The 26,668-nt window shown below is 56.5% G+C and carries 23 protein-coding genes; 6 read left to right on the forward strand and 17 right to left on the reverse strand.

Features of this window, described 5'->3' with window-relative positions; all coding sequences use genetic code 11:
• Positions 1-92 precede the first annotated feature (92 nt).
• Together KQ661_RS18625 and KQ661_RS18630 are read left to right on the forward strand one after the other, a co-directional pair.
• Positions 93-2,291 (forward strand): penicillin acylase family protein, encoded by a 2,199-nt coding sequence (locus KQ661_RS18625; RefSeq protein ID WP_216728010.1) that lies wholly within the window; start codon positions 93-95, stop codon positions 2,289-2,291.
• 84 nt (positions 2,292-2,375) lie between these two features.
• Entirely contained in the window at positions 2,376-2,564 is a 189-nt protein-coding gene (locus tag KQ661_RS18630; protein WP_216726682.1) for a hypothetical protein, read from the forward strand.
• A 69-nt stretch (positions 2,565-2,633) separates the two neighbouring features.
• Here the strand turns inward: KQ661_RS18630 and KQ661_RS18635 are convergent, their stop codons facing one another.
• The 8 genes from KQ661_RS18635 to KQ661_RS18670 form a co-directional block, all read right to left on the reverse strand.
• Complete coding sequence (locus KQ661_RS18635) at positions 2,634-3,140, reverse strand: cupin domain-containing protein (RefSeq protein ID WP_216726683.1); 507 nt, start codon at positions 3,138-3,140, stop codon at positions 2,634-2,636.
• 65 nt (positions 3,141-3,205) lie between these two features.
• Positions 3,206-4,090, reverse strand: coding sequence for a ChaN family lipoprotein (locus tag KQ661_RS18640; protein ID WP_226915640.1), 885 nt, complete (start codon positions 4,088-4,090; stop codon positions 3,206-3,208).
• Positions 4,091-4,214: 124 nt separating this feature from the next.
• Positions 4,215-5,609 (reverse strand): ABC transporter permease, encoded by a 1,395-nt coding sequence (locus KQ661_RS18645; RefSeq protein WP_216726684.1) that lies wholly within the window; start codon positions 5,607-5,609, stop codon positions 4,215-4,217.
• Positions 5,610-5,618: 9 nt separating this feature from the next.
• The gene (locus tag KQ661_RS18650) at positions 5,619-6,572 is read right to left on the reverse strand and encodes an ABC transporter ATP-binding protein (protein ID WP_317196134.1); all 954 of its coding nucleotides are present in this window, start codon (positions 6,570-6,572) and stop codon (positions 5,619-5,621) included.
• A gap of 149 nt (positions 6,573-6,721) precedes the next feature.
• On the reverse strand, positions 6,722-7,363 hold the full coding sequence (locus KQ661_RS18655; protein ID WP_216689903.1) for a hypothetical protein: 642 nt from the start codon (positions 7,361-7,363) through the stop codon (positions 6,722-6,724).
• Positions 7,364-7,384: 21 nt separating this feature from the next.
• Entirely contained in the window at positions 7,385-7,891 is a 507-nt protein-coding gene (locus KQ661_RS18660) for an RNA polymerase sigma factor (RefSeq protein WP_216727716.1), read from the reverse strand.
• 423 nt (positions 7,892-8,314) lie between these two features.
• Positions 8,315-9,466: a molecular chaperone DnaJ gene (gene dnaJ / locus KQ661_RS18665; protein WP_216726687.1), complete on the reverse strand. Its 1,152-nt coding sequence runs from the start codon at positions 9,464-9,466 to the stop codon at positions 8,315-8,317.
• Positions 9,467-9,612: 146 nt separating this feature from the next.
• Positions 9,613-10,185 (reverse strand): nucleotide exchange factor GrpE, encoded by a 573-nt coding sequence (locus KQ661_RS18670; protein ID WP_216727717.1) that lies wholly within the window; start codon positions 10,183-10,185, stop codon positions 9,613-9,615.
• A gap of 138 nt (positions 10,186-10,323) precedes the next feature.
• On the opposite strand from KQ661_RS18670, the gene KQ661_RS18675 reads away from it, so the two are divergent.
• Positions 10,324-10,896, forward strand: a complete 573-nt coding sequence (locus KQ661_RS18675) for a hypothetical protein (protein ID WP_216727718.1) — start codon at positions 10,324-10,326, stop codon at positions 10,894-10,896.
• Between the two features lie 3 nt (positions 10,897-10,899).
• Here KQ661_RS18675 and obgE read toward each other — a convergent pair whose 3' ends face one another.
• The 5 genes from obgE to KQ661_RS18700 all read right to left on the reverse strand — a co-directional run bounded on the left by obgE (position 10,900) and on the right by KQ661_RS18700 (position 16,848).
• A complete protein-coding gene (gene obgE, locus KQ661_RS18680; protein WP_216727719.1) occupies positions 10,900-11,889 on the reverse strand; it encodes a GTPase ObgE in 990 nt (329 codons plus the stop codon).
• 131 nt (positions 11,890-12,020) lie between these two features.
• Positions 12,021-12,644 (reverse strand): adenylate kinase, encoded by a 624-nt coding sequence (locus KQ661_RS18685; protein WP_216726691.1) that lies wholly within the window; start codon positions 12,642-12,644, stop codon positions 12,021-12,023.
• 75 nt (positions 12,645-12,719) lie between these two features.
• On the reverse strand, positions 12,720-13,259 hold the full coding sequence (locus KQ661_RS18690; protein WP_216689916.1) for a phosphoribosyltransferase: 540 nt from the start codon (positions 13,257-13,259) through the stop codon (positions 12,720-12,722).
• A 158-nt stretch (positions 13,260-13,417) separates the two neighbouring features.
• On the reverse strand, positions 13,418-15,682 hold the full coding sequence (locus tag KQ661_RS18695) for a sodium-translocating pyrophosphatase (protein WP_216726692.1): 2,265 nt from the start codon (positions 15,680-15,682) through the stop codon (positions 13,418-13,420).
• A 251-nt stretch (positions 15,683-15,933) separates the two neighbouring features.
• The gene (locus KQ661_RS18700; protein ID WP_216727720.1) at positions 15,934-16,848 is read right to left on the reverse strand and encodes an aminopeptidase; all 915 of its coding nucleotides are present in this window, start codon (positions 16,846-16,848) and stop codon (positions 15,934-15,936) included.
• 216 nt (positions 16,849-17,064) lie between these two features.
• On the opposite strand from KQ661_RS18700, the gene KQ661_RS18705 reads away from it, so the two are divergent.
• Entirely contained in the window at positions 17,065-18,222 is a 1,158-nt protein-coding gene (locus KQ661_RS18705; RefSeq protein ID WP_235727016.1) for a tetratricopeptide repeat protein, read from the forward strand.
• A 46-nt stretch (positions 18,223-18,268) separates the two neighbouring features.
• Positions 18,269-19,594 (forward strand): hypothetical protein, encoded by a 1,326-nt coding sequence (locus KQ661_RS18710; protein ID WP_216727722.1) that lies wholly within the window; start codon positions 18,269-18,271, stop codon positions 19,592-19,594.
• A gap of 8 nt (positions 19,595-19,602) precedes the next feature.
• Here the strand turns inward: KQ661_RS18710 and KQ661_RS18715 are convergent, their stop codons facing one another.
• From KQ661_RS18715 to KQ661_RS18725, 3 genes are all read right to left on the reverse strand, one after another.
• Positions 19,603-20,673, reverse strand: a complete 1,071-nt coding sequence (locus KQ661_RS18715) for a glycosyltransferase family 4 protein (protein WP_216727723.1) — start codon at positions 20,671-20,673, stop codon at positions 19,603-19,605.
• A 1,037-nt stretch (positions 20,674-21,710) separates the two neighbouring features.
• On the reverse strand, positions 21,711-22,946 hold the full coding sequence (locus KQ661_RS18720; RefSeq protein WP_216727724.1) for an ISLre2 family transposase: 1,236 nt from the start codon (positions 22,944-22,946) through the stop codon (positions 21,711-21,713).
• A gap of 58 nt (positions 22,947-23,004) precedes the next feature.
• Entirely contained in the window at positions 23,005-24,084 is a 1,080-nt protein-coding gene (locus KQ661_RS18725; protein WP_216727725.1) for a glycosyltransferase family 4 protein, read from the reverse strand.
• 347 nt (positions 24,085-24,431) lie between these two features.
• Between KQ661_RS18725 and KQ661_RS18730 the strand changes: the two genes are divergently transcribed.
• On the forward strand, positions 24,432-25,256 hold the full coding sequence (locus tag KQ661_RS18730) for a 2OG-Fe(II) oxygenase (protein ID WP_235727017.1): 825 nt from the start codon (positions 24,432-24,434) through the stop codon (positions 25,254-25,256).
• A gap of 144 nt (positions 25,257-25,400) precedes the next feature.
• On the opposite strand, the gene KQ661_RS18735 is transcribed toward KQ661_RS18730, so the two are convergent.
• Positions 25,401-26,666 (reverse strand): glycosyltransferase, encoded by a 1,266-nt coding sequence (locus KQ661_RS18735; RefSeq protein ID WP_216727726.1) that lies wholly within the window; start codon positions 26,664-26,666, stop codon positions 25,401-25,403.
• Positions 26,667-26,668: the final 2 nt, after the last annotated feature.

Below are 26,668 nucleotides of genomic sequence, written 5' to 3' on the forward strand. Positions count from 1 at the left end.
GTCGGAGCCGGGCAAATCGCCGTACTTTGACCACTACTGCCCCTGGCTGCCGATGGCCGCAATGGTTTCATCCTTACTTTTTGCTTTCTATGATGCGCTTTCTGTTTGTGCTGAGCCTGTGCGCCGGCCTTTGCTTGCCTGGACTGGCTCAACGCTTTACCCCCGCCGAAGTGGCGCACTGGCAGCAGCAGGCGCGGCAGGTGCGCATTACGCGCGACAGCTACGGTGTGCCGCACATTTACGGCAAGACCGATGCCGACGCGGTTTTCGGCCTGCTTTACGCGCAGTGCGAGGATGATTTTGCCCGCGTCGAAACCAACTACCTCGATGCCATTGGTCGGCTGGCCGAAGTGGAGGGCGAAGCCCAGCTTTACCACGACCTACGTGCCCGCATGTTTCTGGACAGCACGCAGGCCTTCAACATCTATAAAAAGAGCCCGGCCGATATGAAGATGCTGCTCGATGCCTTCGCGGCCGGCACCAACTACTACCTGGCCACCCATCCCACCGTGCGGCCCCGACTGCTGCGCCGCTTCCAGCCCTGGATGCCGCTCATGTTCAGCGAGGGCAGCATTGGGGGTAATATCAGCGTGGTATCGCTGGAGCGGCTGAAGGCTTTTTACAGCCAGAAGAAATCGAGCTCCTGGATTGATACCGATTTTGGCCGCACCGACCGCGAGCCGGTGGGCTCCAACGGCTTTGCCATTGCGCCCGCCAAAAGCGCCAACGGCCACGCCCTGCTGCTCATCAACCCGCATACCTCGTTTTACTTCCGCTCCGAAGTGCAGATGGTGAGCCAGCAGGGCCTGAATGCCTACGGAGCCGTGACGTGGGGTCAATTCTTTATTTATCAGGGATTTAATGAGCACTGTGGCTGGATGCACACGTCCAGCCAGGCCGATTCGATGGACGAGTACCTCGAAACGATTGAGGAAAAAGACGGCAAGGCGTTTTACAAATACGATGGCAAGCTGCGCGCCGTGACTGCACAGAAAGTGGCGCTGCCCTACAAATCGGGTGATAAGATGCTGCGCAAAACTTTCACCATCTTCCGCACGCACCACGGCCCTATTGTGGGGCAGAAATCGGACGGGCAGTGGGTGGCGGTGCGCATGATGAACGCGCCGCTGGCCGCTTTGCAGCAGTCGTACCTGCGCACCAAGGCCACCGATTACGACAGCTTTCAGCAGGTGATGAAGCTGAACGGGAACGCCTCTAACAACACGGTTTTTGCCGATACCAAGGGCAGTATTGCCTACTGGCACGGCAATTTCATGCCCCGGCGCAACCCGAAATTCGATTGGAGCCAGCCGGTAGACGGCAGCACGTCGGCCACCGAATGGCAGGGCTTCCACCCGGTGAGCGAGCTAGTGCAGGTGCACAACCCGGCCAGCGGCTTCATCCAGAACTGTAATTCCACGCCCTTCACCGTGAGCGGCCCCAGCAGCCCGGCCGCCGCAAAATATCCCAAATACGAAGCCCCCGACGCCGAAAACTACCGCGGCCTGAACGCCGTGCGCGTGCTCAGCAGCAAAGCCGTGGTCAGCCTCGACACGCTCATTACGGCGGCCGGCGACCCGCACCTCACCGCTTTCGATGATATGCTGCCGCCACTGCTGGCTGCCTACCAGCCCACTTCGGCCGAAAAAGCCGCCGCGCCCGCCGTGGCCGAAGCCATTGCCACCCTCCGCGCCTGGGACCATAGCTACGCCCAAACTTCAGTGGCCCAAACGGTGGCCATCTACTGGGCCGAGCGGCTGCTGGCCAAAGCCCGCACCCGCGTACCCGAGGCCCAGCCGCAGCTCGACTACATCAGCTTCGTGCGTTTCGCGCTGGCCAATACTTCGCCATCGGAAAAAATCACGACCCTCTCCGAAACCCTCGACGACCTGACGCGCGATTTCGGCACCTGGAAAATGCCCTGGGGCGAGGTGAACCGCTACCAGCGCCTCACCGGCCGCATCGAGGAAACCTACGACGACCAGCAGCCCAGCCAGCCGGTGGCCTTCACATCGTCGGCCTGGGGCTCACTGGCGGCGTTTGGTGCGCGCACGTATCCTGGTACGAAAAAACGCTACGGCAACGTGGGAAATAGCTTTGTGGCGGTGGTGGAATTTGGCCCGCGCATCACGGCACGCTCAGTGGTGACCGGAGGCCAGAGCAGCCGCCCCGGCACGCCGCACTTCACCGACCAGGCCGATTTATACTGCAACGGCCGTTTTAAAGAGGTGCGCTTCTACCCCGAAGACGTGCAGGCCCACACCGAAAAAACCTATCGCCCCGGCGAGTAAGCGGCGTTTGTGCCAGGAAAGCGCGTTACGCCTCGACCAACGCAGCCCGACGTTCCGAAAAAATCATTTAACCCCCTACTGATAATGGACATCAAGTATCTCTCCGACGACAAAGGCAAAATCACCGGCGTGTTCATCGCCATTGAGGAGTGGGAGCGGCTGCAAAAGCAGTACAACATCAGCGAAACTGCCCCGGCCGACTCCGGCACTAAGCTGCAACAGTCGCTGGCCGAGGCGATGAAAAAGGTGAAGCCCAGCGATGATGAAGCGTAGCCAGGCTTTTTCCTGAACAGCAAAAAAGCCCGGCAATACCGAGCTTTTTTGTTGGTACCACAACGGCTTCTAGCGGCCGAAGTCGTCTTGCACGCGCACGATGTCGTATTCGTCCGAAGGATTGTTCGCGTCGGTATGCTGCCAGATTTCGGCTAATACGCCCCAATCCTTCAAGCCCACGAGGCGGTGGCGCTCACCCTGCCGCAGAATAATCCGCTCGCCCACCTGCAGGTTTTTCACTTCGCCCTGCTCATCAGAATCGCTGACGGCCACGCCCACCGGCCCCTGCACCACCTGCCAGATTTCGGCGCGGCGGTGGTGGTACTGCCAGCTCAGCCGCTGGTGCGGGGCCACTACCAGAATTTTGGGACTCAGTCGGCCCGAAATCCGCAAGCTATCCACCAACAAGCCATCGAAATAGGTATTGGCAAATTCCTGCGCCTGGGCCTCGTCAATCACAAAAAAACCACCCCACGGGCGCGTTGGGTCTTCTTTGGCAATAGTGAAGCCTTGCTGCCGAAGCTGCGCGGCCACTTGCTGGAACAGGGCGCTTTTTTGGGGGTCGGTATGAGGCATGAGCATTGGCGCTGGAGTGAAAGCAAATATATCTACTTATCCATTACAGTTATGCATTGATTTGCTCAATATGTTTTGCTGGCATCGCCCGGCACCACTACCACGAAATCGGCCACGTTCACCTGCTCTTTATCCAGGGTCTTCAACTCCTCCTGCGTCACTACGCTGATGGTGCGGACGCGCAGCTTGGGCGCATACTGCCTCAACCAAGCCACAATGCCGTCGTGGTGGTCGGAGTGGTAGCTGCCATTGAAGTGAAGCAGGGTTTCGCCGGGCTGGCAGCTGGTTTCGATGAAATGGGCCATTGTCGCATCCTTCAGTGCCTGGGCTTGAATGATATTTTGGGCGCCGCCGCCGTGGGCGCTGCCGGCACCGCCGAACATAGCAGCCATGTTCTTGTAGCCGGGCAGGTCGTAATCCACTTTCAGGGGCAGCGGGGCGAGTAGGGCACGGTCGGCAGCGGGCAGCTTGTCGAGAGCGGTAAGGCTGCGCTGGGCCACGGTTTTGGCGAAGGGGCGCGGGGCGTTGGTGCCAATGACGGCGAGGTGATTCTCGCGGGCAAATTGCAGCAGCGGGCGGTAGTCGGTATCATAGTTGGGCCACGGGCGGGCCTGGCGCTCGAAAGCGGTATCGGCCAGGGTGCCGGCAGCGTACTGGGCCACCAGGGGCTGCACGTCGCGCTCGAACATTTCCATTCCCAGCACCAAATCACCGGGCTTTTTCAGCTTTAGCAAGTCCTTGGCTACTTGCAGTTCCAGCCAATGCGCCAAGGCATCGTTGTGCTGTTCGCCGAAGAGGACCACATCGGCCTGGGCCAGCTCAGTCAGCATCTGGTCGTAGTCGGCGGGCTGGCCGGCCGCGGTGAAGAGGCGATAGGCCGGCCGGTCACTGGTGAAAGCGACACTGGCGAATGCAAGGCAGAAAAGGATAAACAGGCGGAGGGTCATCATAGTAAAAAGAACGTCATGCTGAGCTTGTCGAAGCATCTCTACTAATAGTAAATGAATTACTCGGGCAGTAGAGACGCTTCGACAAGCTCAGCATGACGTTCAAAGTTCGTCAAACAATGCTGGTTTATCCCTTATAAAACATCCACTTGCCCAACTCTTTGTACGTCACTTTCTTGCCGTACATCAGAATACCCACGCGGTAGATGCGGGCCGCCACCCATACCGTACCGATGAAACCGAGAATGAGCAGGAAGATGGACAGCGCCAGCTGCCACGCCGGCACGCCAAACGGCAGCCGAATCACCATGGCAATGGGCGAAGTCAGCGGGAACATCGACATCCAGAAAGCCACCGGCCCGTCGGGATTGCGCAGAATGACCGACACGCCCACAATATAGCTCAGGATGAGCGGCATCGTAATCGGAAACATGAACTGCTGGGTATCGGTCTGGTCGTCCACGGCCGCGCCCACGGCCCCGAACAACGCCCCATAAAGCAGGTAGCCGCCCAGGAAATAGACGATGAAACCGAAGAGAATAGTACCTAGCGGCAGGTTGGCTATTGTGTTGAAGAAGGCGAAACGGCCGGCCGAATTGGTGGCCTGGTCCTTCTGCTTATCCATCCCCTTGTCGAAAGTTGCCACCGCCGATTCCGGCTCGTCGGCAGCGCTGGCAGCGGCCGCGCCGGGCGCTGTTGGCGCAACGGCTACCTCCGTTTTGGGCTTGTCCTTGCCCATCAGCATGGGAAGCACCACCGAGCTCACGCCGAACGAAAGCACACCCCACAGCAGAAACTGCGTGAGGCCCACCGCCGCGATGCCCACAATCTTACCCATCATCAAATCAAACGGCTTCACCGACGACAGCATCACTTCCATGATGCGGCTCGACTTCTCCTCCCCCACCCCGCGCATAATCTGCACGCCGTAGATGAAGATGAACAGGTAGATGGCCAGCGCCAGCGCATAGGCCATGCCCGAAGTAGCCAGCGCGTTGCTATCGGCCTCCTTCCCGGTTTCGTCCAGACTCACGGCCTGCAACACCACCTTCGAGCGCAGCCGGTCAAGCTGCTCCTGCGAGAGGCCGGATTTCTTCATTTTCAAATCCGAAAATGCCTTATCGAGCGCATTTTTTACAGCAAGCTCCTTCTTGAGGCTGATGTTGCCCTTGCCGAAGAACTGCACGCCGGTGGGATTCTCCACGTCGAGGCCGGCGGGCAGTACCACCAGGCCATCGTGTTTGGCCTTCAGGAAGCCTTTTTTAGCCTCGGCCAGCGTGCCGGTGGCCGTTTCGAAGCGCAGTTGTGGAGTGCTCACCAAGTGGCTGGCGATGTTTAGGCCGCTGTCGTCGCGCACCTCCACCACGTCCGTGGTATCGTTATCGGAACTGGCTACTTTGGCGATGATGAAACCGAACGCCGCCAGCAGCAGCGGCACAGCCAGCGTGAGAACGATGAAAGACTTTTTGCGAACCCGCGTGAGGTATTCGCGTTGGGCAATGAGGAAAAATTTTGAGGCCATGATGATGGATTAAAGCAGCGCGTTAGCGGTTTCGAGGAGGGTTTCGGGCATGGTTTCGCGCACGCGCCGGATGAATATCTCGTTGATGCTCGGAATTTTCTCCCGGAAAGCGGCTACTTCAATGCCTGCCGAACCGATGAGGTAGCGCAACAGGTCGTTGGGCCGCACGCCCTCCTGCAGCTGCACTTGCAGGTAGAAATGGTTGTTTTCCCGCTTTTTCTGCTCAATCACCCTGAAATCGGGGCTCGACAGCACGGGATGCCCTGTGCCCTCCACCTCGTAGGTATTGGTTTTAAACTGGTTGCGAATCACACCAATCGGCCCGTCCAGCACCTTGCGCGAGCGGTTGATGAGGGCAATGTTGTCGCACATCTCCTCCACCGATTCCATGCGGTGCGTCGAGAAAATAATGGTCGCGCCCTGGTTCCGCAGCTCCAGAATTTCGTCCTTAATCAGGTTGGCGTTAATCGGGTCGAAGCCCGAGAACGGCTCATCGAGGATAATGAGTTTAGGCTCGTGCAGCACCGTGGCAATAAACTGCACCTTCTGCTGCATACCCTTGCTCAGGTCCTCCACGTTCTTCCCGGCCCACTCTTTTATCTCGAACCGATTCAGCCACTGCTTGATGCGTACCGTGGCGTCTTCGCGGCTCAGGCCGCGCAGGCGGGCCAGATAGAGCAGCTGCTCGCCCACTTTCATCTTTTTATACAGGCCGCGCTCCTCGGGCAGGTAGCCAATCTGGGCAATATGGCTCGGGTTCAACCGCTCGCCACGAAAGCGGATTTCGCCCTCATCGGCCCCCGTAATCTGGGTGATGATGCGGATGAGCGAGGTTTTGCCCGCTCCGTTGGGACCGAGCAGGCCGAAAATGTTGCCTTCGGAAATTTCAAGGCTCACCCCGTCGAGGGCAACGTGGTTGGCGTAGGCCTTGTGCACGTTGAGGACTTCCAGTATAGGTTTCACAGAAAAAAAGTTAGTTGGCGGGTTAAATGTAGAAGAATGTAGCTGAGCAAATGTGTTGGCCACCCGGCCCATTTGCCAGCAGTTGGGCGCCAAGCGGGTTCTGGGGCTCCCCAAACGGTGAATAACGGGGATGAACGGGCCGGCCTGGGCTAGCTGGCCGCTTCTATTTCGGCTTCGCTCAACTCATGCAGACTGGCTTCGAGGCGGTCCAGATGCTGGCCATATACCCGTTGCAGGTACCAGCGGATGTACTTTGTCAAGGGCCAATACAACGCCAGACTTACCACAATCTCCAGGCCTAAAGCCAGCATCAGCCGCGACTGCGGAATAGACACCACGCCATTCTTGGGTTCTAGCAGTCCGGCAGTCAGCCCCACCAGCCCCGCCACCGGAATCAGTACCATCGTAAACCGGTAATAGAAGCGCATCAGGCTCCGCAGCCCACTCGTAACGCGCACAAGGTGCGTACGCAAGTCGCCCTCGGGCTTGGTGATACCGCGCAGCAAGCCCATCTTCCGATAAAAGTAGTAGATGCACAGGAGCGCCACCAAAGCCAGCAGGCACCCCATCGTTCGCAGCCAGGCAAATGGGGAAAAGACAATAAACCCCAGCGACACTACCAGAAAACCGGCATTGATTAACAGGTCTTTACGGGCATTATGTTGCAGCTGCCCCAAACTATCCCCCGACCGCTGGGCCAGTAGCCTGGCCACTTCGGCGGCATCGAAAGCAGCCGGTTCGTTGTCCGGCTCAGGCCGCTGCCATTGGCGGCGCAGGTCATCAAGTTCCATAGGATGGTACCGGTTTAATGGTTAGCAGGGGACTAATTGCTGCCGCAGCTTTTCCTGCACGCGGTGCATTTTCACACGCACATTGTTTTGAGTAATGCCAAGAATATCAGCCATTTCATCATAGGACCGGTCTTCAAGGTAGAGCAGCACAAACGCCTTGTCTACTTCGGATAAGCGGCCAATGGCCCGGTAAAGGGCGGCGCGGTCGTCGGCATCGGGCCCGCTATCGGGGGCCTGGGCCACGGCCAGCGCTTCGGCATCGAGGCCCACCGGCGCGGGATGGCGGGTGCGCTGGCGCAGGTTTGAGATGGCCACGTTCAGCGCGATGCGGTAGAGCCAGGTGCTGAGCTTGGCATTGGGCTGGGGCACGTAGCGCGGCCACGCCCGCCACAGCTGCAGCACTATTTCCTGAAACAGGTCCTGGCGGTCATCGGTATCCTGGCAGTACAGGCGGGCCACGCGTCGCAGCAAAGGCTGGTACTCGTATAGCACGGCAACAAAATCAGCAGACGGGGTGGCGGTGGCCATGCGGCGGGTAATGGTTTCAGGAAGTTTATCGCCGGGGTAACGGTAGCATTACATCGGGCTAACATTTTTTAGCCCGCAGAAGGCGCAGAGGCTTTCGCAGATGACGCAGAGGCACAATAAACCCTGCCGAAGGTAGTTCGACAGGGTTTCGGATGACGGCTCTATCTTTAGCCCAAGCGCGTTTGGTATGTCCCCCAGCCAGACCGGGTTTTCTTGAAAAAGAAGAAACCCCGGACTGTTAGCGCAGCCGGGGTTTCAGAAGTGGGGGGGGGTATAGAGGACCCTTTACTTCTCTCTAGTTATGAGTAAGGGAGGTCATGCAGAGCGTAACGAGGCATCTTTACCGCAATAGTAATTCAATCGAAAGGATTTAATTACACGGTAAAGATGCTACGCTCTGCATGACGTTCAAAAGGCGCGAGATTACGCGAAATACTCCTTTACTTTCTCGAAGAAGCCTTTCTCGTTCTTGCCGGGGTGGGGCGTGAAGTTGTCCGAGTCGCGCAGCTTCTCCAGCAGCTCACGCTCCTGGTTGCTCACGTTTTTGGGCGTCCACACGTTCAGGTGGATAAGCTGGTCGCCGCGGCCGTAGCCGTTCAGGTCTTTGATGCCTTTGCCACGCAGGCGCAGAATTTTGCCCGGCTGGGTGCCGGGGTCCACCTTAATTTTTACCTTGCCCTCGATGGTGGGCACTTCCAGACTCGCACCCAGGGCCGCATCCACAAACGAGATGTATTGCTCGAACATGATATTGTTGCCGTCGCGCTTCAGGAACTCGTGCGGCTCCTCCTCAATCTGAATGAGCAGGTCGCCGGGCACGCCGCCGCGCTCGGGGAAGTTGCCTTTGCCGTTCATGCTCAGTTGCATGTCGTTGGCCACGCCGGCGGGGATATTGATGGGAATCACTTCCTCGTGCAGTTGGCGACCTTCGCCCTTGCACACGTCGCAGGTGCTCACAATGGTTTTGCCTTCGCCGTTGCAGGTGGGGCAGGTGCTGCTGCTCACCATCTGGCCGAGCATGGTGTTCACCACGCGTTTGATCTGGCCCTGGCCCTGGCAGGTAGGGCAGGTTTTCATATCGGTGCCATTTTTGGCCCCGGTGCCGCTGCACGGCTGGCAGGCCACGTAGCGCTTCACCTTGATTTTCTTCTCGACCCCGTTGGCGATTTCCTCTAAATCAAGCTTCAGCTTGATGCGCAGGTTTGAGCCCTTCTTCTGGCGTCGGCCGCCGCCCTGGCGGCCGCCCCCAAAGAAGCCTTCGAAGCCACCGCCACCGCCGCCACCGAAAATATCGCCGAACTGCGAGAAGATATCCTCCATGTTCTGCGGGCCACCGCCGCCGCCGCCGCCCATACCCTGGTGGCCATACCGGTCGTAGCGCGCGCGCTTGTCGGCGTTGCTGAGAACTTCGTACGCCTCGGCCGCCTCCTTGAATTTGTCCTCGGCCGTGGGGTCGTCGGGGTTCTTGTCAGGGTGGAATTTGATTGCCATCTTCCGATAAGCCGACTTAATAACGTCGCCTTCCGCCGTTTTGGTAATGCCTAATACCTCGTAATAATCGCGCTTCGTAGCCATCTTTTTTATGTTTGAACGTCATGCAGAGCGCAGCGAAGCATCTTGCTGGCAGTCACCAACTCAATCGTTCAACGAAGCGGGCAAGATGCTTCGCTGCGCTCTGCATGACGTTCTTCTATTTTTTCAACTCAATTCAAACCCTAAAATTACTGCCCAAGCACCACTTTGGCGTGGCGAATAACCTTGTCGCCCAAATAATAGCCTTGCTCCACCACGTCCACGATTTTCCCTTTCAGGTCATCGCTCGGCGCAGGAATCTGGGTGATGGCCTCGTGCAGCTCGGCATCGAAGTCGCCGCCCTGTGCTTCCATGGCGGTCAAACCCTTTTGCTGCAAGGTTTTGTTCAGCTTGCCCTGAATAATTTCGATGCTCTCACGCACGGCATTGGCATCGGTGGTAGCCTGAGTGGCGTTGCGGGCGCGCTCGAAATCATCGAGCACGGGCAGCAGGGCCACCATCAATTCCTGGTTGGCGGTTTTGAACAGGTCGATGCGCTCCTTGCTGGTGCGGCGCTTGTAGTTCTCAAACTCGGCGGCCAGGCGCAGGTACTTGTCTTTGATTTCGGCCAGCTCAGCGTCGGTGCGGGAGGCCTCGGGCTGGGGCGCGCCGGTGGCGGTCATGTCCGGGTCGGTGCTTTCGCCGTCGGCCATTTCGCCAGCTACGTGGGTGGGGTCGGCGGTCAGGTTGTCGTCCTCGGGGAGATTTTGCTCGTTAGCCATTTGCGGAAATATTCGTCGAAAGGGGTTTTTCACGGGGTTAGCCGGTTAGTCAGGCTTCGGGCGCAAGGAGTGGGCCAAAGGGACGTGGGCTGCCATAGTGGCACTTCATGTACTTTGCGCCATTTCTACTATAATCTCATGCAAAACCTCGATTTTGATTCACTTAATAAAGCTCACAAAAGCGAATATTGGTGCGACACTTTTGCTTACTGGCTGCTGATTCTGAAAGACCCGCAAAACGTGTTTGCGAAAGAAGCTGAAGAAGCTTGTGCTGCCATGTCATTTCAGTTCGATGTTGAAGGCCAAGCACAAAACATGGAAATGCTAATTGGAGACGCTGAATTAATACCGTCTGTATTTACTCCGATTGCACCGGTCACTTTAGCACTACGCTGGTCACCTTTCCCCGCAGCAATCAAAGCTTTAGGGTCGCCGCTACACTTTGATGTTAAAAGCGGGGAATCGTTAGCGGTTTTCAATCCAATAACTCAACCCAAAGTGGCTAGCTTTAGCCCTGACGAACATCACTTTGCATTCCTACTTCAACACGTTTGCAGCCGTGCTATACAATCAAGTGCTTTAGTTCTGCTAGTCGGCTCACCCGGTTGGGATTATGAATCAGAGGATTTCATCGACGAACAACCAGATTTACAAAATCTGATGCGTGAACTCGGTTTCGCTTACACTCACAGAAAGCCGGTGGAAACCTAATTCTTATTCATGCAGCGCCTTCCAAATCATGTCCTTCAGCGGCGTGATATTCTTATTCGTGAGGCTGGAAATGAAGATGGCGGGCACCTCGGCCGGGAGCGTCTGGCGGATTTCGGCCTCCAATTCCTCGTCAATCATGTCGGATTTGGTGATGGCCAGCAGGCGCTTCTTGTCCAGCAGGTCGGGGTTGAACTGCTCCAGCTCGCCGATTAGCACCTTGTATTCGGCATCGATATCGGGCGAGTCGCAGCTTATCATGAAGAGCAGCATGGAGTTGCGCTCGATGTGGCGCAGGAAGCGGGTACCCAGGCCCTTGCCCTCGGCCGCGCCCTCGATGATGCCGGGAATGTCGGCCATCACGAACGATTTGTAGTCGCGGTAAGCCACCACGCCCAAATTAGGTACCAGGGTAGTGAATGCGTAATCAGCAATTTTGGGCTTGGCGGCCGACACTACGGAGAGCAGCGTGCTCTTGCCCGCGTTGGGGAAGCCCACGAGGCCCACGTCGGCCAACAGCTTCAGCTCCAGGATTATGATGGCTTCGATGGCCGGCTCGCCGGGCTGCGCGTACTCCGGGGCCTGGTTAATGGAGTTCTTGAAGTGGTCGTTGCCCCAGCCGCCGCGCCCGCCGGGCACGAGGACGAGCCGCTGGCCGTGCTCCGTGATTTCCAGCAGTTGGGTGCCGTCGGGGTCGCGGGCCACGGTGCCGAGGGGCACTTGCAGCACGATATCAGCTCCCTGCGCGCCGCTGCGCAGGTTTTCGCCTCCGCCGTCGCCGTCTTTGGCGAATACGTGGCGCTGGTACTGCAGGTGCAGCAGCGTCCAGAGTTGCGAGTTGCCTTCGAGGATGATGTGGCCGCCGCGGCCGCCGTCGCCGCCATCGGGGCCGCCGTTGGGCAGGCCCTTGGCCCGGAAAAAGTGGTGCGAGCCGGCACCGCCTTTGCCCGAACGGCAGATGAGTTTGACGTAGTCGATGAAGTTACTGGAGGCCACGGGATTGGGTTATGGGTTATGGGTTAAAAGTTATGAGTTGGATTTGGGGGTAACGAAATGAGTTATGAACTCCGGGCTATGCGCCCGAAACTCATAACTCATAACTTTTAACTCATAACTGGCGCAGCCTGCTACGCCTTTACTTCTTTGGTCACTGCCGTCGGGGTTTCGGGGGCAGCCACTTTATTCTTGTCAATCAGCCCGCAGATTTGGCCGAAAATATCGTCAATCGGGCCAATGCCGTTCAGAGCGTGGAATTTGTTTTGGGCGGCGTAGTAGCCGGCTACCTGGGCGGTTTCGGTGTTGTACACCGTCACGCGGCGGCGGATTTTGGTTTCGTCCTGGTCGTCGGGGCGGTTGCTGGTTTTGCCGCGTTCCAGCAGGCGCGTCACCAGTTCTTCCTCCTGCACTTCGAGCGCAATCATGCAGCCAATGTGCGTGTTGTGCTCGGTCATGAGGCGGTCGAGGCTTTCAGCCTGGGCCACGGTGCGCGGGAAGCCATCGAAGATGAATCCGCCGACCTGCGGATTATTTTTCAACGCACTACCAATCATCCCGATAACCACAGAATCGGGCACGAGCAGGCCTTCGTCCATGAGCTTTTTAGCTTGCAGACCAAGGTCGGTACCCTGCGCAATCTGGGCGCGTAGCAGGTCGCCGGTGCTCAGGTGCACGAGGTTGTAGTGGGTGATGAGTTTCTGGCTCTGGGTTCCTTTGCCGGCGCCGGGAGGGCCGAACAGCACGATATTCAACATGTAGAAGACGCGTTGCGCGAGGGAGGTGATTTAGGTGGGTTTGGGCAAGTTACTCAATCGGAGGCAGAAACGTTGCTACACAGCTACGTATACATCGGCCAGATTGCGGCCTAAGCCGTCGTAGTCAAGGCCGTAGCCGACCACAAAGTCGTTGGGGATTTCCTGGGCCACGTAGCGCACCGATAGGTCGTGCCGCAGGCTGGCAGGCTTGAAAAACAGCGCCGCAATCTCGACCGAAGCCGGGCCTTTTTCCAACAGTGTGGGCAGCAGGTGGTGCATGGTAGTGCCCGTGTCCACAATATCCTCCACGATGATGAGGTGGCGGCCCTGCACTTCTTCGCGCAGACCCAGAATTTCCTGCACCACACCGGTACTATCGGTGCCCTCATAAGAGGCCACGCGAATGAAGACAATCTCGCATTCGCCCACGAAGCGCTTCAGCAAATCGGAAGCAAACATGAACCCGCCGGTGAGCACGACCACGAATAAGGGCTTTTGCCCGGCATAGTCGGCACTGAGGCGGGCACCCAGGCCGGCTACGACTTCATCCAACTGAGCAGCCGATAGATACGGCCGAAATTCCTTGTTATGGATGGTGATGTGGGAGTGGCCCATGCGGCGCGGGAGGGGTGTAATGAGGATGCAAAGCTACAGCCGGAATCGGCCGCCACGTCAACCTTACCCCCCTCCCGCATTTCCGGAGAGCGCCGTACCCGGCAGGGCACATGCCCCGCAGTGGTTCCGTGGGATTGACGCGGCGGATGAAACCGCCCCTACTCTATCGTCCGCAACGCCGTGTAAATCACGCGGGCCGCAGCTGGCACAAAGGCTTCGGCGTAGCGAACGTGGGGCTGCAGAGTGGCTTCGATACGCTGCTTTTCCATCTGCACGGGGGCCATGCCGCGCTCGCCGCCTTTTTCGGCAATGTGCGGCGCGATAACCAGCGACACGATGCTCATCAGCTTAATGAGGATGTTCATGCTCGGGCCGGAAGTATCCTTGAAGGGGTCGCCCACGGTGTCGCCGGTGACGGAGGCTTTGTGCGCGTCGGAGCCTTTGTATTGCATCACGCCGTCCACCATCACGCCTTTCTCGAAGGACTTTTTGGCGTTGTCCCACGCCCCACCAGCGTTGCTCTGGAACATGGCCATGAGCACGCCGCTCACCGTGACGCCGGCCAGCAGGCCGCCCAGCACCTCAGGCGACGACGCATTTGAGAACAAGCCCCGGCAACCAAACCCCACGATAATGGGCGTGAGCAGGGCGATAGCGCCCGGTAAAATCATCTCCCGGATAGCCGCCTGGGTCGAAATAGCTACGCATTTCTCATACTCTGGCCGGCCGGTGCCTTCCATAATACCCGGAATTTCACGGAACTGCCGGCGCACTTCCTGCACCATGGCCATGGCGGCCCGGCCCACGGCGGCAATGGCCAGCGAGGAAAAAATGAACGGAATCATGGCCCCGATGAACACGCCGGCCAGCACGGGCGCTTTGCTGATATCGATGGACGTAATGTTGGCCGTGCCCATGAAAGCGGCGAACAGGGCCAGCGAAGTAAGCGCGGCTGAGGCAATAGCAAAGCCCTTACCGGTGGCGGCGGTGGTGTTGCCCACGGCATCCAGAATATCGGTACGCTCGCGTACTTCCTTGGGCAGTTCGCACATTTCGGCGATGCCGCCGGCGTTGTCGGCAATGGGGCCGAATGCGTCGATGGCCAGCTGCATGGCGGTGGTGGCCATCATGCCGGCGGCGGCAATGGCCACGCCGTAGAGGCCCGCCGCTTCGTAGCTAAGCACGATGCCGGCCGCCAGTACCAGAATGGGCAGCACCGTAGATTCCATGCCCACGGCCAGCCCGCCGATGACGGTAGTAGCGTGGCCCGTGCTACTTTGCTGAATGATGCTATTGACCGGGCGCTTGCCCATGGCCGTGTAATACTCAGTGATGATGCTCATCAGCGTGCCCACCACGAGGCCTACCAGCACGGCGTAAAAGACGTGCATGGCATCGAAGCTGATGCCGCGAATGGTGAAATTACCGGTCGGCAAAATCCACATAATCAAGCCATAGGCACCGGCTGCTGACACGACCACTGAGATATAGTTACCAGTATTGAGGGCGCCCTGCACGTTGCCACCTTCCTTCACCCGCACGCAGAGAATGCCAATGAGCGAGGCGATGATGCCCATGCCCGCAATGGCCATCGGCAGGAAGATGGGCGAGAGGCCGCCGAACTGGTCATTGGTCACGGTTACTTCGCGCCCCAGTACCATAGTAGCCAGAATAGTAGCCACGTAGGAGCCAAACAAGTCGGCTCCCATGCCGGCCACGTCGCCCACGTTGTCGCCAACGTTGTCGGCAATGGTGGCGGGGTTGCGGGGGTCGTCCTCCGGAATGCCGGCTTCGACTTTGCCCACAAGGTCGGCCCCTACATCGGCCGCTTTGGTGTAGATGCCGCCGCCCACGCGGGCAAACAGGGCAATGCTTTCGGCCCCGAGCGAAAAGCCGGTGAGAACTTCGAGGGCTTTTTCCATCTCCTGCCCATTAGCCATGCCACTGGGCACAAACATCTTATAGAACACAATAAAGAGTGAGCCCAAGCCCAGCACCGCCAGACCGGCTACTCCCATACCCATCACCGAGCCGCCCGAGAACGACACGTTGAGCGCGGTACTAAGGCTGGTTTTGGCCGCCTGCGCAGTGCGCACGTTGGCTTTGGTGGCGATTTTCATCCCGATGAAGCCGGCCAGCGCCGAGAAAACGCCGCCAATCAAGAAAGCAATGACGATAACGGGGCTGGAATTGCCGCTCGTGCTACCCAGATAGAACAGGAAGGCCCCAGCAATAAGGCCAAATAAGGCCAGCACCTTGTATTCGGCCTTAAGAAAGGCGATGGCCCCATCGGCAATGTAGCCGGCGATGGTGGTCATGCGCGCGTCACCAGCATCTTGTTTCGTCACCCAGCCGGCACGCAGCCAGGTATAGAGCAAGGCAAAAACACCCAATAAGGGCACAGCGTAGAGGAATGGCGTCATAAAAAGCGAATGGGTGGGAAAATGTGATTTGAGCGGTTTTCGGTTCGCAAAATAGCGGAAATACTATTGGATACAACCTTTTCGAGTAACGCCTTTATTAAAAGCACCTTGCCGGGCTCATCAGGCTTGGCAAACGCTTGTGGGCAAGTATTCAGATTGCACGAAAAAAGGCCTGATTTGAATTCCTCAAATCAGGCCTTTTTTCATCGGCTTTATCGCATCGCCGGGAGCCGAACCAGCACCGAAGCCGGTTAAAGCTTCTGCATCAAGACTTGGTAGAGCGCCAGCATGCTGGCAATGTCGCCCTTATCTACCAACTCATCGGGCGAGTGCACATGGTCTTCGGGCGCCCCCACGAAGCACCAGTCCCAGGGCGCAGCGGCGTGTTGCAGTTCCTTGGCATCGGAGCCTCCGCTGCCTTCTACCTCCAGCTGGTGGGGGATGCCCGAATCTATCGCAATGGCCCGGATGCGGTCCACGTACGCCCGGCGCGGAATGAGCGAGTCGCGTAGCGAGATGGCGCAGCCTTGGCCGGCGTGCACGCCCTCAGTTACCCAGGTGATATCAGAAATCAGGGCCTGGCGCACGCCGTAGGTCTCGTAAATGTATTTGGCGAGATAGGCCACAGAACCGCCGCCGTGCTCTTCCCAGCACGAAAAGGCAATAATGCCGTGCTCCAGCGTTTCGCACAGGCGCAGGGCGTTCCACACGCCGAGGCGGTTATCGAGGTAGCAGCTTTGCACGGTGGTGGCCGTTTCGCGGAAGTCGCAGTAGAAGGTGAGCTCCGTGCCCCGGTCAATATCGCGGTGGAACGCGTAACCCAGTTCCCCGGTTTCTTCGTCAACGGTTAATGTACAGTCTACTTCTCCTTGCGAATCCTTTCCTACCAGGCGGTAACCTGCTTCGGCCTGCGGGCCTCCAATTCGCACCAATTGCCGGCCGTAGCGCACCGTGAAGCCGATGCTGTCGAGGTGGGCAAAAACGGCCGTACGGGGCTTCCCGAACACCAGCAGAATGCAGTCCTGGAACCGCTCATCGGCGATAATCCGGGGCTGATGCAACCAGGCAGCCTGCTGCTGCCGGACGTAATCAAGCACAAATTTGGTGAGTGCAGCCTCGTTGCCGGCGGGGGCCGGCAGGCGGCAAAGCGAGTGGAGCAGGTGCATAAGCAAGAGGAAATACGGCCAAAGCTAAGGCAAACTCCGTACTTTAGCAGGCCCATTTCCTCTACTTCCCAATTCGTGCTGGAAGAACAACGGTTTGGGGCTGCTATCTACTCTCATTCTATGCTGCGTTCGCTGTTTTGTGTCTGCTTGGGGCTGCTCATGCTACCATTCCTGGGCAGGGCCCAAACGCTTGATACAATCCGCACCCCGCCCCCGATGAAAACGGTGGCGCTCGATTCGGTGGGCGTGATGCCCTCGGCCATTGATACCAAAGGCTGGCTCCTGCTGGATAAGGATATTCAGACGGAGCTGGATGGCGCGGTCGACAATATCTACAATTTCAAATTCGATAAGGCCGAAAAGCAATTCCGCTCCCTGCGCCGCCGCTACCCAAACCACCCCATGGCGTATTTTATGCTGGGGCTGAGCACCTGGTGGAAGATTCGCCCCACCAACTTCCAGAGCACGCAGTACGACAAGCCCTTTTTCGCTTACATGGACACGGCCGTCACAAAGGCCCAGGCGCTCTATGATGCGGATAATCACAACTACGAAGCCAGCTTCTTCCTCTCGGCCTCCTATGGATTTTCGGCCCGACTGCACGGCGAGCGCCACGATTGGCGCAAAGCCACCGTTGATGCCCGCCGCTCCCTCAACTATCTTAAAAAGAGTCAGGAAGCGAATGATTTGAGTCCGGAATTCCAATTCGGGCAGGCACTATTCAACTACTATTCGGTCTGGATTGGCGATAATTACACCCTGCTCAAGCCGGTGCTACTGTTTTTCCCGAAGGGTGATAAAAAACTAGGACTGCAACAGTTGCGTAGCGTGGCCGCCAATGGCTTTTATACTGCTACCGAGGCCCGGGTATTTCTAATGGGCATCCTCAAGAACGAGGAGAACAATGCCGAAGAAGCCATGCCCGTGGCAAAATACTTAGCCAACCGGTTTCCGGACAACGGGTATTTCCAGCGGTTCTACGCCTTTATGGCGTATGACCAGGGCGAATTCCCGGATTGCGAGCGGGTGAGCCGCCAGATTCTGGACAAGATTAACAAGGGCATGCCGGGTTACGAAGGCATTAGCGGCCGCTACGCCAGCTACTTCCTGGGTTACCTAATGCAAAATCGCTACCGCGACATCGCCAAGGCCAAGGACTATTACCAACGGTGCATCGTATTTTCCGAAAGCACGGGTGAAACTGCCGGCGGATTTTATTTATTTGCCAATGCCAACCTGGCTCGCATCGCAGTAAAGGAAAAGGACCTAACGGCAGCCAAGCGCTACTACGCGGTAGTGGCCGACAAAGCCGACCATAAGTCGGAACAATACAAAGAGGCTAAAATGTGGTTGAAAAAGAACAACAAGGCCTAGCCAGCGTATTATGGAGCTAAAGGATTTATATATTACCCCATTCTATTTGGCCCTTATCTATGGCATTGCCTATGGAGTGCGCGGCTCGGTGACGAATGTATATACCAAAAAGTACTTTATTCCAGCTCTGACGGTTAAAATCGTGGGGGCAATTGCCTTGGGTATCCTTTACCATACGCTTTACAGCGGCGATACCAATAACTACTTCAAACAGGCAGGCATCGTTTATCATGCCTTCGGCGACTCCTTTTCGGCAGGCTTGGAATTGGTTACTACTTCCGGGGATGTAACGCCAAATATTGCTAAGTATACCAGCCAGCTATATTGGTTCGGGCACGGTAGCAACGAGTACTTCGTAATTCGGGTAGCGGCCGTATTTGCACTGTTTAGTTTTTACACTTATACAGTTATTGCTGTGCTATTTGCCGTGGCGACGTTTAGCGGAATGTGGGTGATGTACATGACGTTTGCTAAGATTCGGCCGCAAGTTTACAAGGAACTGGCAATTGCTGTTTTTTTCCTCCCGTCGGTATTTTTTTGGGGGTCGGGTCTACTGAAAGACTCCCTATGTTTGGGAGCCTTAGGCTGGCTATTCTATTGCTTTTACCGTGGGGCTATCGAACGCAAAAATATATTGCGCTGCCTGATATTGGGTGTGATAATGGGCGAGGTTATTTTGTCGATGAAGACATATATCCTACTCGCTTTCATGCCGCCCGCGCTGTTGTGGGTATTCAACGAGAGCACCCGTGATATCAAGAGCGTAGCGGTGCGCTGGGTAGCCAAGCCCCTCTTTCTGGGCTTGGGCGCAGTGGTGGCTCTATTTGCTATGTCGCAGTTGGCTGCGGCTGATACGCGCTTCAACCTCGACAAAATCGGTGAGCAGAGCAAAATCACTGCCGACTACTTGCAGCAGGTCAGCAAAACGGAGCAGGGTTCTGGCTACAACATTGGGGAGCAAGATGGTACCCTCAGTGGTATGGCCAAACTAGCACCTCAGGCCATCGTGGTGTCGTTGTTCCGGCCGTTTCTGTGGGAAGCCCGCAACCCCACCATGCTGTTATCGGCCTTAGAGGCCTCGTACTTTATACTGCTCACGGTGCGTATATTCTGGCGTGTGGGTTTATTCAAAACCCTAGGCGCAATAAGCAGTGTGCCTGTACTTACCATGTGCTTTGTATTTAGCCTAATTTTTGCGATTTCTGTCGGGATTTCAAGTGGTAATTTTGGTACGCTCGTACGCTATAAGATTCCACTTATGCCCTTCTATCTGAGTGGATTGTATATCCTGCAAAGTATCACAGTACCACAGGCTGCCGCCAGGGCCGGGCAGCGGCGCGTGGCCGGGGTACCCCGTCTGGCGGGGGCCTAGGCGCAGGATTAGCTGAAAAGATTCAGGAAATTGGGGGTATTGGTACGCACCGAGTAGCGTTGCTCAATGGTGGTGCGGGCGGCCGCGCCCAAGTGCTGGCGCAGGCTGGCATCAGCCAGGAGCTGGCGCAGGCTGGATTCCCAATCAGCAGGAGTGGCGCAAACGAAGCCGTTGTGGCCGTGCTCTACCACTTCAGTATTCATACCAACTGGCGACACTAGTGCAGGCACTCCTAAAGCCATGTATTGCAAGGCCTTGAAGGCGCACTTACCTTTGGCCCAAGGGTCATCCTCAAGCGGCATAAGGCCCACATGAAAGCCCAATAGGTCAGCTATTTCAGTATTTTTGCGCCAAGGCAGGTACACCAGTGAGTTGAGTGGAAAAGTAGGCGGATGATTGGAGATGACGCGGAACTCAAAGTCCAGCCCTTCGGCTTCTAGCTTGGCCAGTACCGGCACCACTTGGTCGAGGTACTTCAGGGTGGAGTGGGTACCGGTCCAGCCGATGACGAGGCGACCGGGCGCGACCTGGTCGCGCACCTGATTATGTAAGTTTACGGTATCGATGGTGGTGGGATTGACTACGGCATGGGGGTTAAACTGCCGGGCGTAATCAGCTAGGTATCTATTGCCGCAGCTGTTTTTGTATGCCCAGTGGCAGATGTCGGCCACTTTGTGGTGCCATTTCACCCCAGCCGCTATTTTATTAGCCTCCGAAGTATTGGCTAACCAAATGGCATCGTCGAAGTCGTAGATAAGCTTCTTGCCGAGCACTTTGCTGATAATCCATTCTAGCACGGGCGGTCCCACTGGAGCGGCTTCGCGGTGCACGAACACGAAATCGTAGCGCGGCACTTGGAACAGAAGGGCCAGCCGCCGGGCAAAGCCGCCCAGAATGCCCAATGCTTTGACGCCGGCGCGGCCTGGCTGATACAGAATATTCCAGGTAGCGACGGAAATGAACGGAGCCAGATTGTACGTATGTCCGGCGGCCGTCAGGGCATCCAAGTACTGCTCGAAGCGGAAACGTTGGGATGGTGCCCGGCCGGGCGGATAAGGTACCAGAAATAAAATGTGCATACAGGAAATTAATACGTCGGATGATAGCCCGGCAACTCTTGAATCTGTTTAGAAAATCCCCGAACGGTCATGCAGAGCGCAGCATCTTGCTCGCATCCTCAGGCCCGTTCAACGATGCGAGCAAGATGCTTCGCGGCGCTCTGCATGACCGTTTGAGTACCTTTTGTAACTTTCTAAACAACTCCCTTAGAAACGCGGCGCTAATCGGCTTTATAATGAACGTAACGGACTTTTACTGAAACGTGCCGCTTACCCCAGACAACTGGTTTTATTAAAAAAATAAAGAGATGAATACGCCGCAGGGAGCTACTGCAAATGTACGGCCGGCATGGTCCCTACTCGAAGCATGACCGGAACAGGAACTGACAGCAAGGGCTTGCTCCCATTGTGGCCAAGTAGGGACGTGAGGCGAATCAGGCAGATGCTGCCCACCCCTGATTACCAGTCGCGCACGAAAGCAACTTTGCCCAGTATCTGTTTTTCCAGTCCTGCCTCAGCCTTGGAGTGTAGCCGCCAGCATCCGCAAAAGTCGGCCATAGAGCAGGGAACTGGCCCCTGATACAACCAGTCGCGCGTATTGACTGCAACTTCATAGTGAGGCGCCGGAGCTTATCGGAATTGACCATGATGAATTCCAAGCCCTTGGCACACCGTGCGCGACGGGTTTGGCTCACGTTGCCGCAGGATAGCAGAGACCAACCTAATAGCTCCGGTATTCAGCAACACTTGGCTCCAAACAGTAGCGGCCGCAGCCCGTGCGCCGCCGAATAAAACCCTGTGCTCCCCATAAAAAAGGCAGCTTGACAATCAGACAAAGACAGTCCCATTCTACAGAAAGGCAGACATATAGCATCTTAATAATCAGGTCTTCAAACGCCAGGACATGAGAAAAAGGCCGTTCAGGACAAACGGTCAGGGGCTACTATAGCACACCGTCGTGTCCTTGAGCACGAATACGAGACGCAACCACAGTAGCATAATTCCGAACAATCAGCCGGACGCAAAGCAAGTGGAAACGGGTGCAACCCAAATTGTCGCTATTCCTGCCTGAGTGGGTTGCAGGGTTCAATGCGTTGTCGTACCAAGTGCCACCGATTACTCATCGCGCAAACGCGCATGGTCAAGACCCGCTGTGCGCCGTTGTTGCTCCAGCGTTGCCCCGCCCGCTTTAAGCGCCGTTGCATCACCGTGCGGTGAGCGGATTCGATGGCCCCCGAGCCAATCAACAACCCGCGTTCGCGGTACGATTTATAATCCATCCGGTCGCGGTTTGATTGCAGGTACGCACCGACGGAATGGCGCAAGGCAGGGGCTATTTTCAACTGCTGGAGGTTTGTCAACACTTCGTCTAACTTACTGTCTAATAGTAATTTGCGTTGTATATCAAACCAGTCGGCAGCCGCTTGTCCGGTCCCAAGACCCGCCTTTCCGGCTTGGCCAATGTGTTCCATGGCGTGGTAGAGGTCCAAAATCAGCGTTGCCTGCGGACACGTTTTTTCCATCAGCTGACGCAGCCACAGCGCCCCGTCGCTGATAAAAACCAGGTCGCGCCCCCGGCCGTTGTAGGGGGCGAGTTGCGTCGCTAATTTGACCCCAAACGCCGCCGCATTCCCTCGATGGCCCACAAAAACGGATGAGGCAATGTGCCCGCCCCGCTCCTCTACGGCGCTCGTTTGCAGGGCTGTAGCCGCAAAAATACGGCCCAGTTTCACTTCTTTGTAACCTTCGTCAGTCAGCAGCATGGCCCCGTCCGCCTGCGCGTAGACGACCCCCACGGCGGCGGCATCGGCGGCGGCATCGGCGGCGGCATCGGCGGCGGCATCGGCGGCGGCCAGGTCTATATCGTCGGCGATGGCCCCGCCGTAAAAGTGCGTCAGGCGGTCAATTTGGCTGGCCCCCACGGATAGGCCCAGCAACATTTCGACCAACGCGGCGGCCTGTTGATAGACCTCGAATTGCCCCAAAAAAACCAGTTTCTCCTGTAGGTAGGGGCTGATACCAAACCCGTTCGGATGATGGCTAAATGCCTGATTGTTCGCTATGTGAATCTGACCAAAGCGGGTCGTCATCTTTTTTTTACGGCGGTCAGCCGGCACAACGCCGACGTTGCGCTCCAACACTTGACGGCCCAAATCCATCCAGATGGCTTCAAAGGATTTCTCGTAACCGTAAAACGTTGGCTGGGTCGCAAGCGCCTGCAAATCGTCGTATTTTTGCTCGGCCAATGCCAGATATTCAGCCTTGCTCATGGCGGTGGTAGGTGCTGTTGTCATGACACAAGTTAATCCGAATTTAGCGACAATTTGGGTTGCACCCGTGGAAACTGCTATTTTACGAGCGGGTCAGCGCTTGTTGATAACAGCCCGCCAGCAATTCGTAGGTGTGAGCCGGTGCAAATTTTTGCCGCACAAAAGCCCGGCTGGCCTCTGAAAAGCGCTGCCGCTGGGCTTCATTGCCGGCAAGGGCCACTATGGCATCGGCCATGGCGGGCACGGCGCGGTTGGGCACCAGCAAGCCCGATTTTTCGTTTTCGAATAGCTCGGCCGGGCCGCCGCAGTCGGTGGCAATCAGGGGCACGCCGTAGTACAGCGCATCGAGGCAGGTGAGAGAAAAGGACTCGGCCTCGGAGAAATTCAGCACGATGTCGTGTGCTTTCATGGCCTCTTCAGTATTAGCCGCGAACCCGTCGAAATGTACGGCCTTGGTCAGTCCGGCGGCTTGGGCGGCAGCTTCCAGCTCCTGCCGGAATTCCTGGTTTTTCACCATGCCCATGTCGCCGCCCACAAAGTGCAGGTGCAGGTTGGGGTTGCGGGCGTTGGCCAGTTGAAAGGCCTCCAGCGCGAAATTCTGACCCTTGCCCCGAATGTAGTTGCTGAGATACAGCAGCCGCACGGGCCGGTTGGTGGCGGAAGTTACGGCGTAAGCAGGCAGTTCCTCGCCACGCGCCGGCAGCGGGTCGTACACGGTGCGAACCCCGGCATTGCCAGGCGCGAAGTAGACGCGCACAGCATTCGATACGCACAACACCTGCTGGGCGGCGTGCTCGGCCAGCCAGCGCCACGGCCGGGCAAATACCTGCGGCAACACCTGCGGTAGAAAGCGCACGTGCGTGAGCACCGGCAGCCGGCCCAGGCTCAGCCAGCGGGCCACGTAGCCGGTCAGGTTGTAGAAATCGTTCAGGTGCAGCACTTGAGCCTGCTCTCGCCGGGCCAATTGGTGTAGCCGCCATCCGTTCAGGAGCAGCATAGGGAGGTAACGTAGTAGGTCGCCCGGCCGGCGGCTGATTTCCACGAAAGGCAATTCGTGCACGCGGTATCCATCGGTCTCAAGAACAGCTCGAGCCGTGCTGCCAGTGGGTAGCACGTAAGCAAAGTCGAACCGGTCGCGCAGCGGGCTGGTGGCATGGCGCAAAGCATTAAACCCACCGGTAACTGCACGTGCATTATCAACCAACAAAATTATAGGCCGTGACGCAAGTGGCACAACGGAAGTGCGTGCAATAGACATAAAACAGAGATGGTAAACGCGGCCAGCTCAGGACTGAACCATAAATTAGAATCACAAAGGTCGTCACAGCATCCTGGAAAGTAGCAGGATGACAAGCACGGTGCTCCAACGACGAGTACCCTTCGCTGCGCTCAGGCACTTATCAACTGTGAGCGCATTCATGCATAGCGCTGCGCTTCTTTTCAATCGTCAGCATGTGCGTTGCCAACGTGCTCATAGACTCCTGCGTTAAAGCCATACATCACGTAGCTTTGCAAGCTGCTACCATTATTCCAACCCCTTCACTTACTGCAATGAGCAATAACCTGATAAACTACGACCGTTTACAGCAGCATCAAGACGAGCTAAAGGCTCAGTGGAACGATGCCAAAAAGCCATTTCACTACTTAGTTTATGATAATTTTTTGACCCCTGAGGCAGCCGAACAATTGTTAGCTGCTTACCCCGACGTGACGACAGGCAACTGGGATGGCACTACCTATATCAACCAAAAAAACAAGTTTGCACTCACCAAATTCGGGGCGGAGCACCCGCTTTTGCAAAAGGCTTTCGACGAACTCAATAGCGAGAAGTTTCTGCACTTTGTGGAAGGCGTCACTGGTATTCCCAACCTGATAGGTGACGACGAATTATTTGGTGGAGGCCTCCACCAGTCAGTAACCGGAGCATTCCTTGACGTTCACGTCGACTTTAACTATCACCAGACCACGCGCCATCATCGCCGAATGAATGCCATCGTGTACATGAACAAAGACTGGCAGAAGGACTACAACGGCTACCTGGAACTCTGGGATATGAAGACGAAAAAGCAATTAGAAAATATTGCACCGCTCTTTAACCGTTGTGTTATTTTCGAAACCAACGAAGTATCTTACCACGGCCACCCTAAGCCATTGGCAGCACCCGGCGGTCTCACGCGCAAATCAATGGCCGTGTATTACTATACTACTGAGCGTCCGGCTCACGAAATTGCAGGCGAACACAACACGGTCTATGTCAACACAGAAGGCACTGGTGGCTTACTCAAAAACCTAAAGTCAGGTTTGAAAGCAGCTGTAGAACGCGTGAAAAAGTAAATCTCGGTTGAACAATTCGTCAGAAAAGCCCACCCCCTCAATCACTGGGGTGGGCTTTTCTACTTTCCTGAGTCAGCAAAACTGCTTTCTAACCCTGGTTTACTCGTTGATGAAAGCAATCCAAGCCGCCGGTGATTATATGATTTACCGGGATTCAGTACTTAATAGCTCGTCCAGAAGTTCCTTCCATTGCGCGAAAATACGCTGATGCGTGAAGTCATTTGCACGCAACTGGGCAGCTTGGCCCAACCGCTGGCGTGCATTAGCGTCACTTAGCAGTTGGTCGAGGGTATTTACCCAGCAGGCAATATCTGCAGACAAGCTTTCCGGTTCGGTGAGCATAGGCATCAGTACACCGAATTTGGTCCACTCGGCCTTACGCAAGGGCACTGTAGGGGCATTGGAATCAGGGGCCAGCATCTCCCGTGGCCCAGTAGGACAGTCGGTTGTTACACAAGCAACGCCACAGGTCATGGCTTCACCTAAAGCCAAGGGAAAGCCCTCCCAGCCCGATGGGAACACGAAAAGCTGAGCCGGCTGAATGTATTTGAAAGGATTATCCTGTAGTCCAACGAAGTACACATCGTAGTCCGGAGTCAACTGCTCTTCCTCATTCCAACTCTGATAAACGCGCAAGCCCAAACCGAAGGCATGCATGACCAAGGACGTCCGCAGTTCACCGTCGCCGATGAACACTAGTTTAGCAGACTGTCGTTTCAAGAGACCCGCAAAAATATCCAGCAAAGGCGCCTGATTTTTTTGGATAGCTAAACGCCCTGATGTGACTAATATAGGCCCAGTTGCATATACGGCAACTATGGCGTCATCCAATGGTTCCATACTTCGAGCTCTTACACTCTCGACCTCAAATGAATTATTGATGGCCGATAGTTTGTGGCGCGGCACACCGAACTTATCAGTCATTTCAGGAATAATGTCTCGGCTCACAGTCACCATTTTATCGGCTCGCTGGTATAACCAAGGCATCAGTATCGTTTTGCGCAGCCAACCCACCGTTCCACTAATGTTGCGGTCGTGCACCTTGGAACCCTGAATCAAGACAACGGCTTTTTCACGCCCTTTACTAAGTAAGTTGACATAGTCAGCGCCTTCGAGGTGGCTTACCGCTATATCGCATTTTAATTCTACTTTTAGCTCACGCAGCCGCTTTACCCGCAACCAAAAGTTCTGGATTTTAGCTATTGGGCTGCCTCCCCCCGGCACCCCGAGGCTGCGCACGGGATTACCGCTGGGGTACATATCAGCCTCGTCTTCGTTGAAAATAACTTCCGTTACCTGGTAGTATTTGCCCAGCTCCACGCTGTGGTCATGGAACGCACGCTGGGCCCCGCCCATACCCCGGTTCGGAATAACAATTAGCAGGCGGGGTCGGGAATCAAAATCAGTCATAA

This window comes from Hymenobacter siberiensis (assembly GCF_018967845.1).
Classification (GTDB): Bacteria; Bacteroidota; Bacteroidia; order Cytophagales; family Hymenobacteraceae; genus Hymenobacter; species Hymenobacter siberiensis.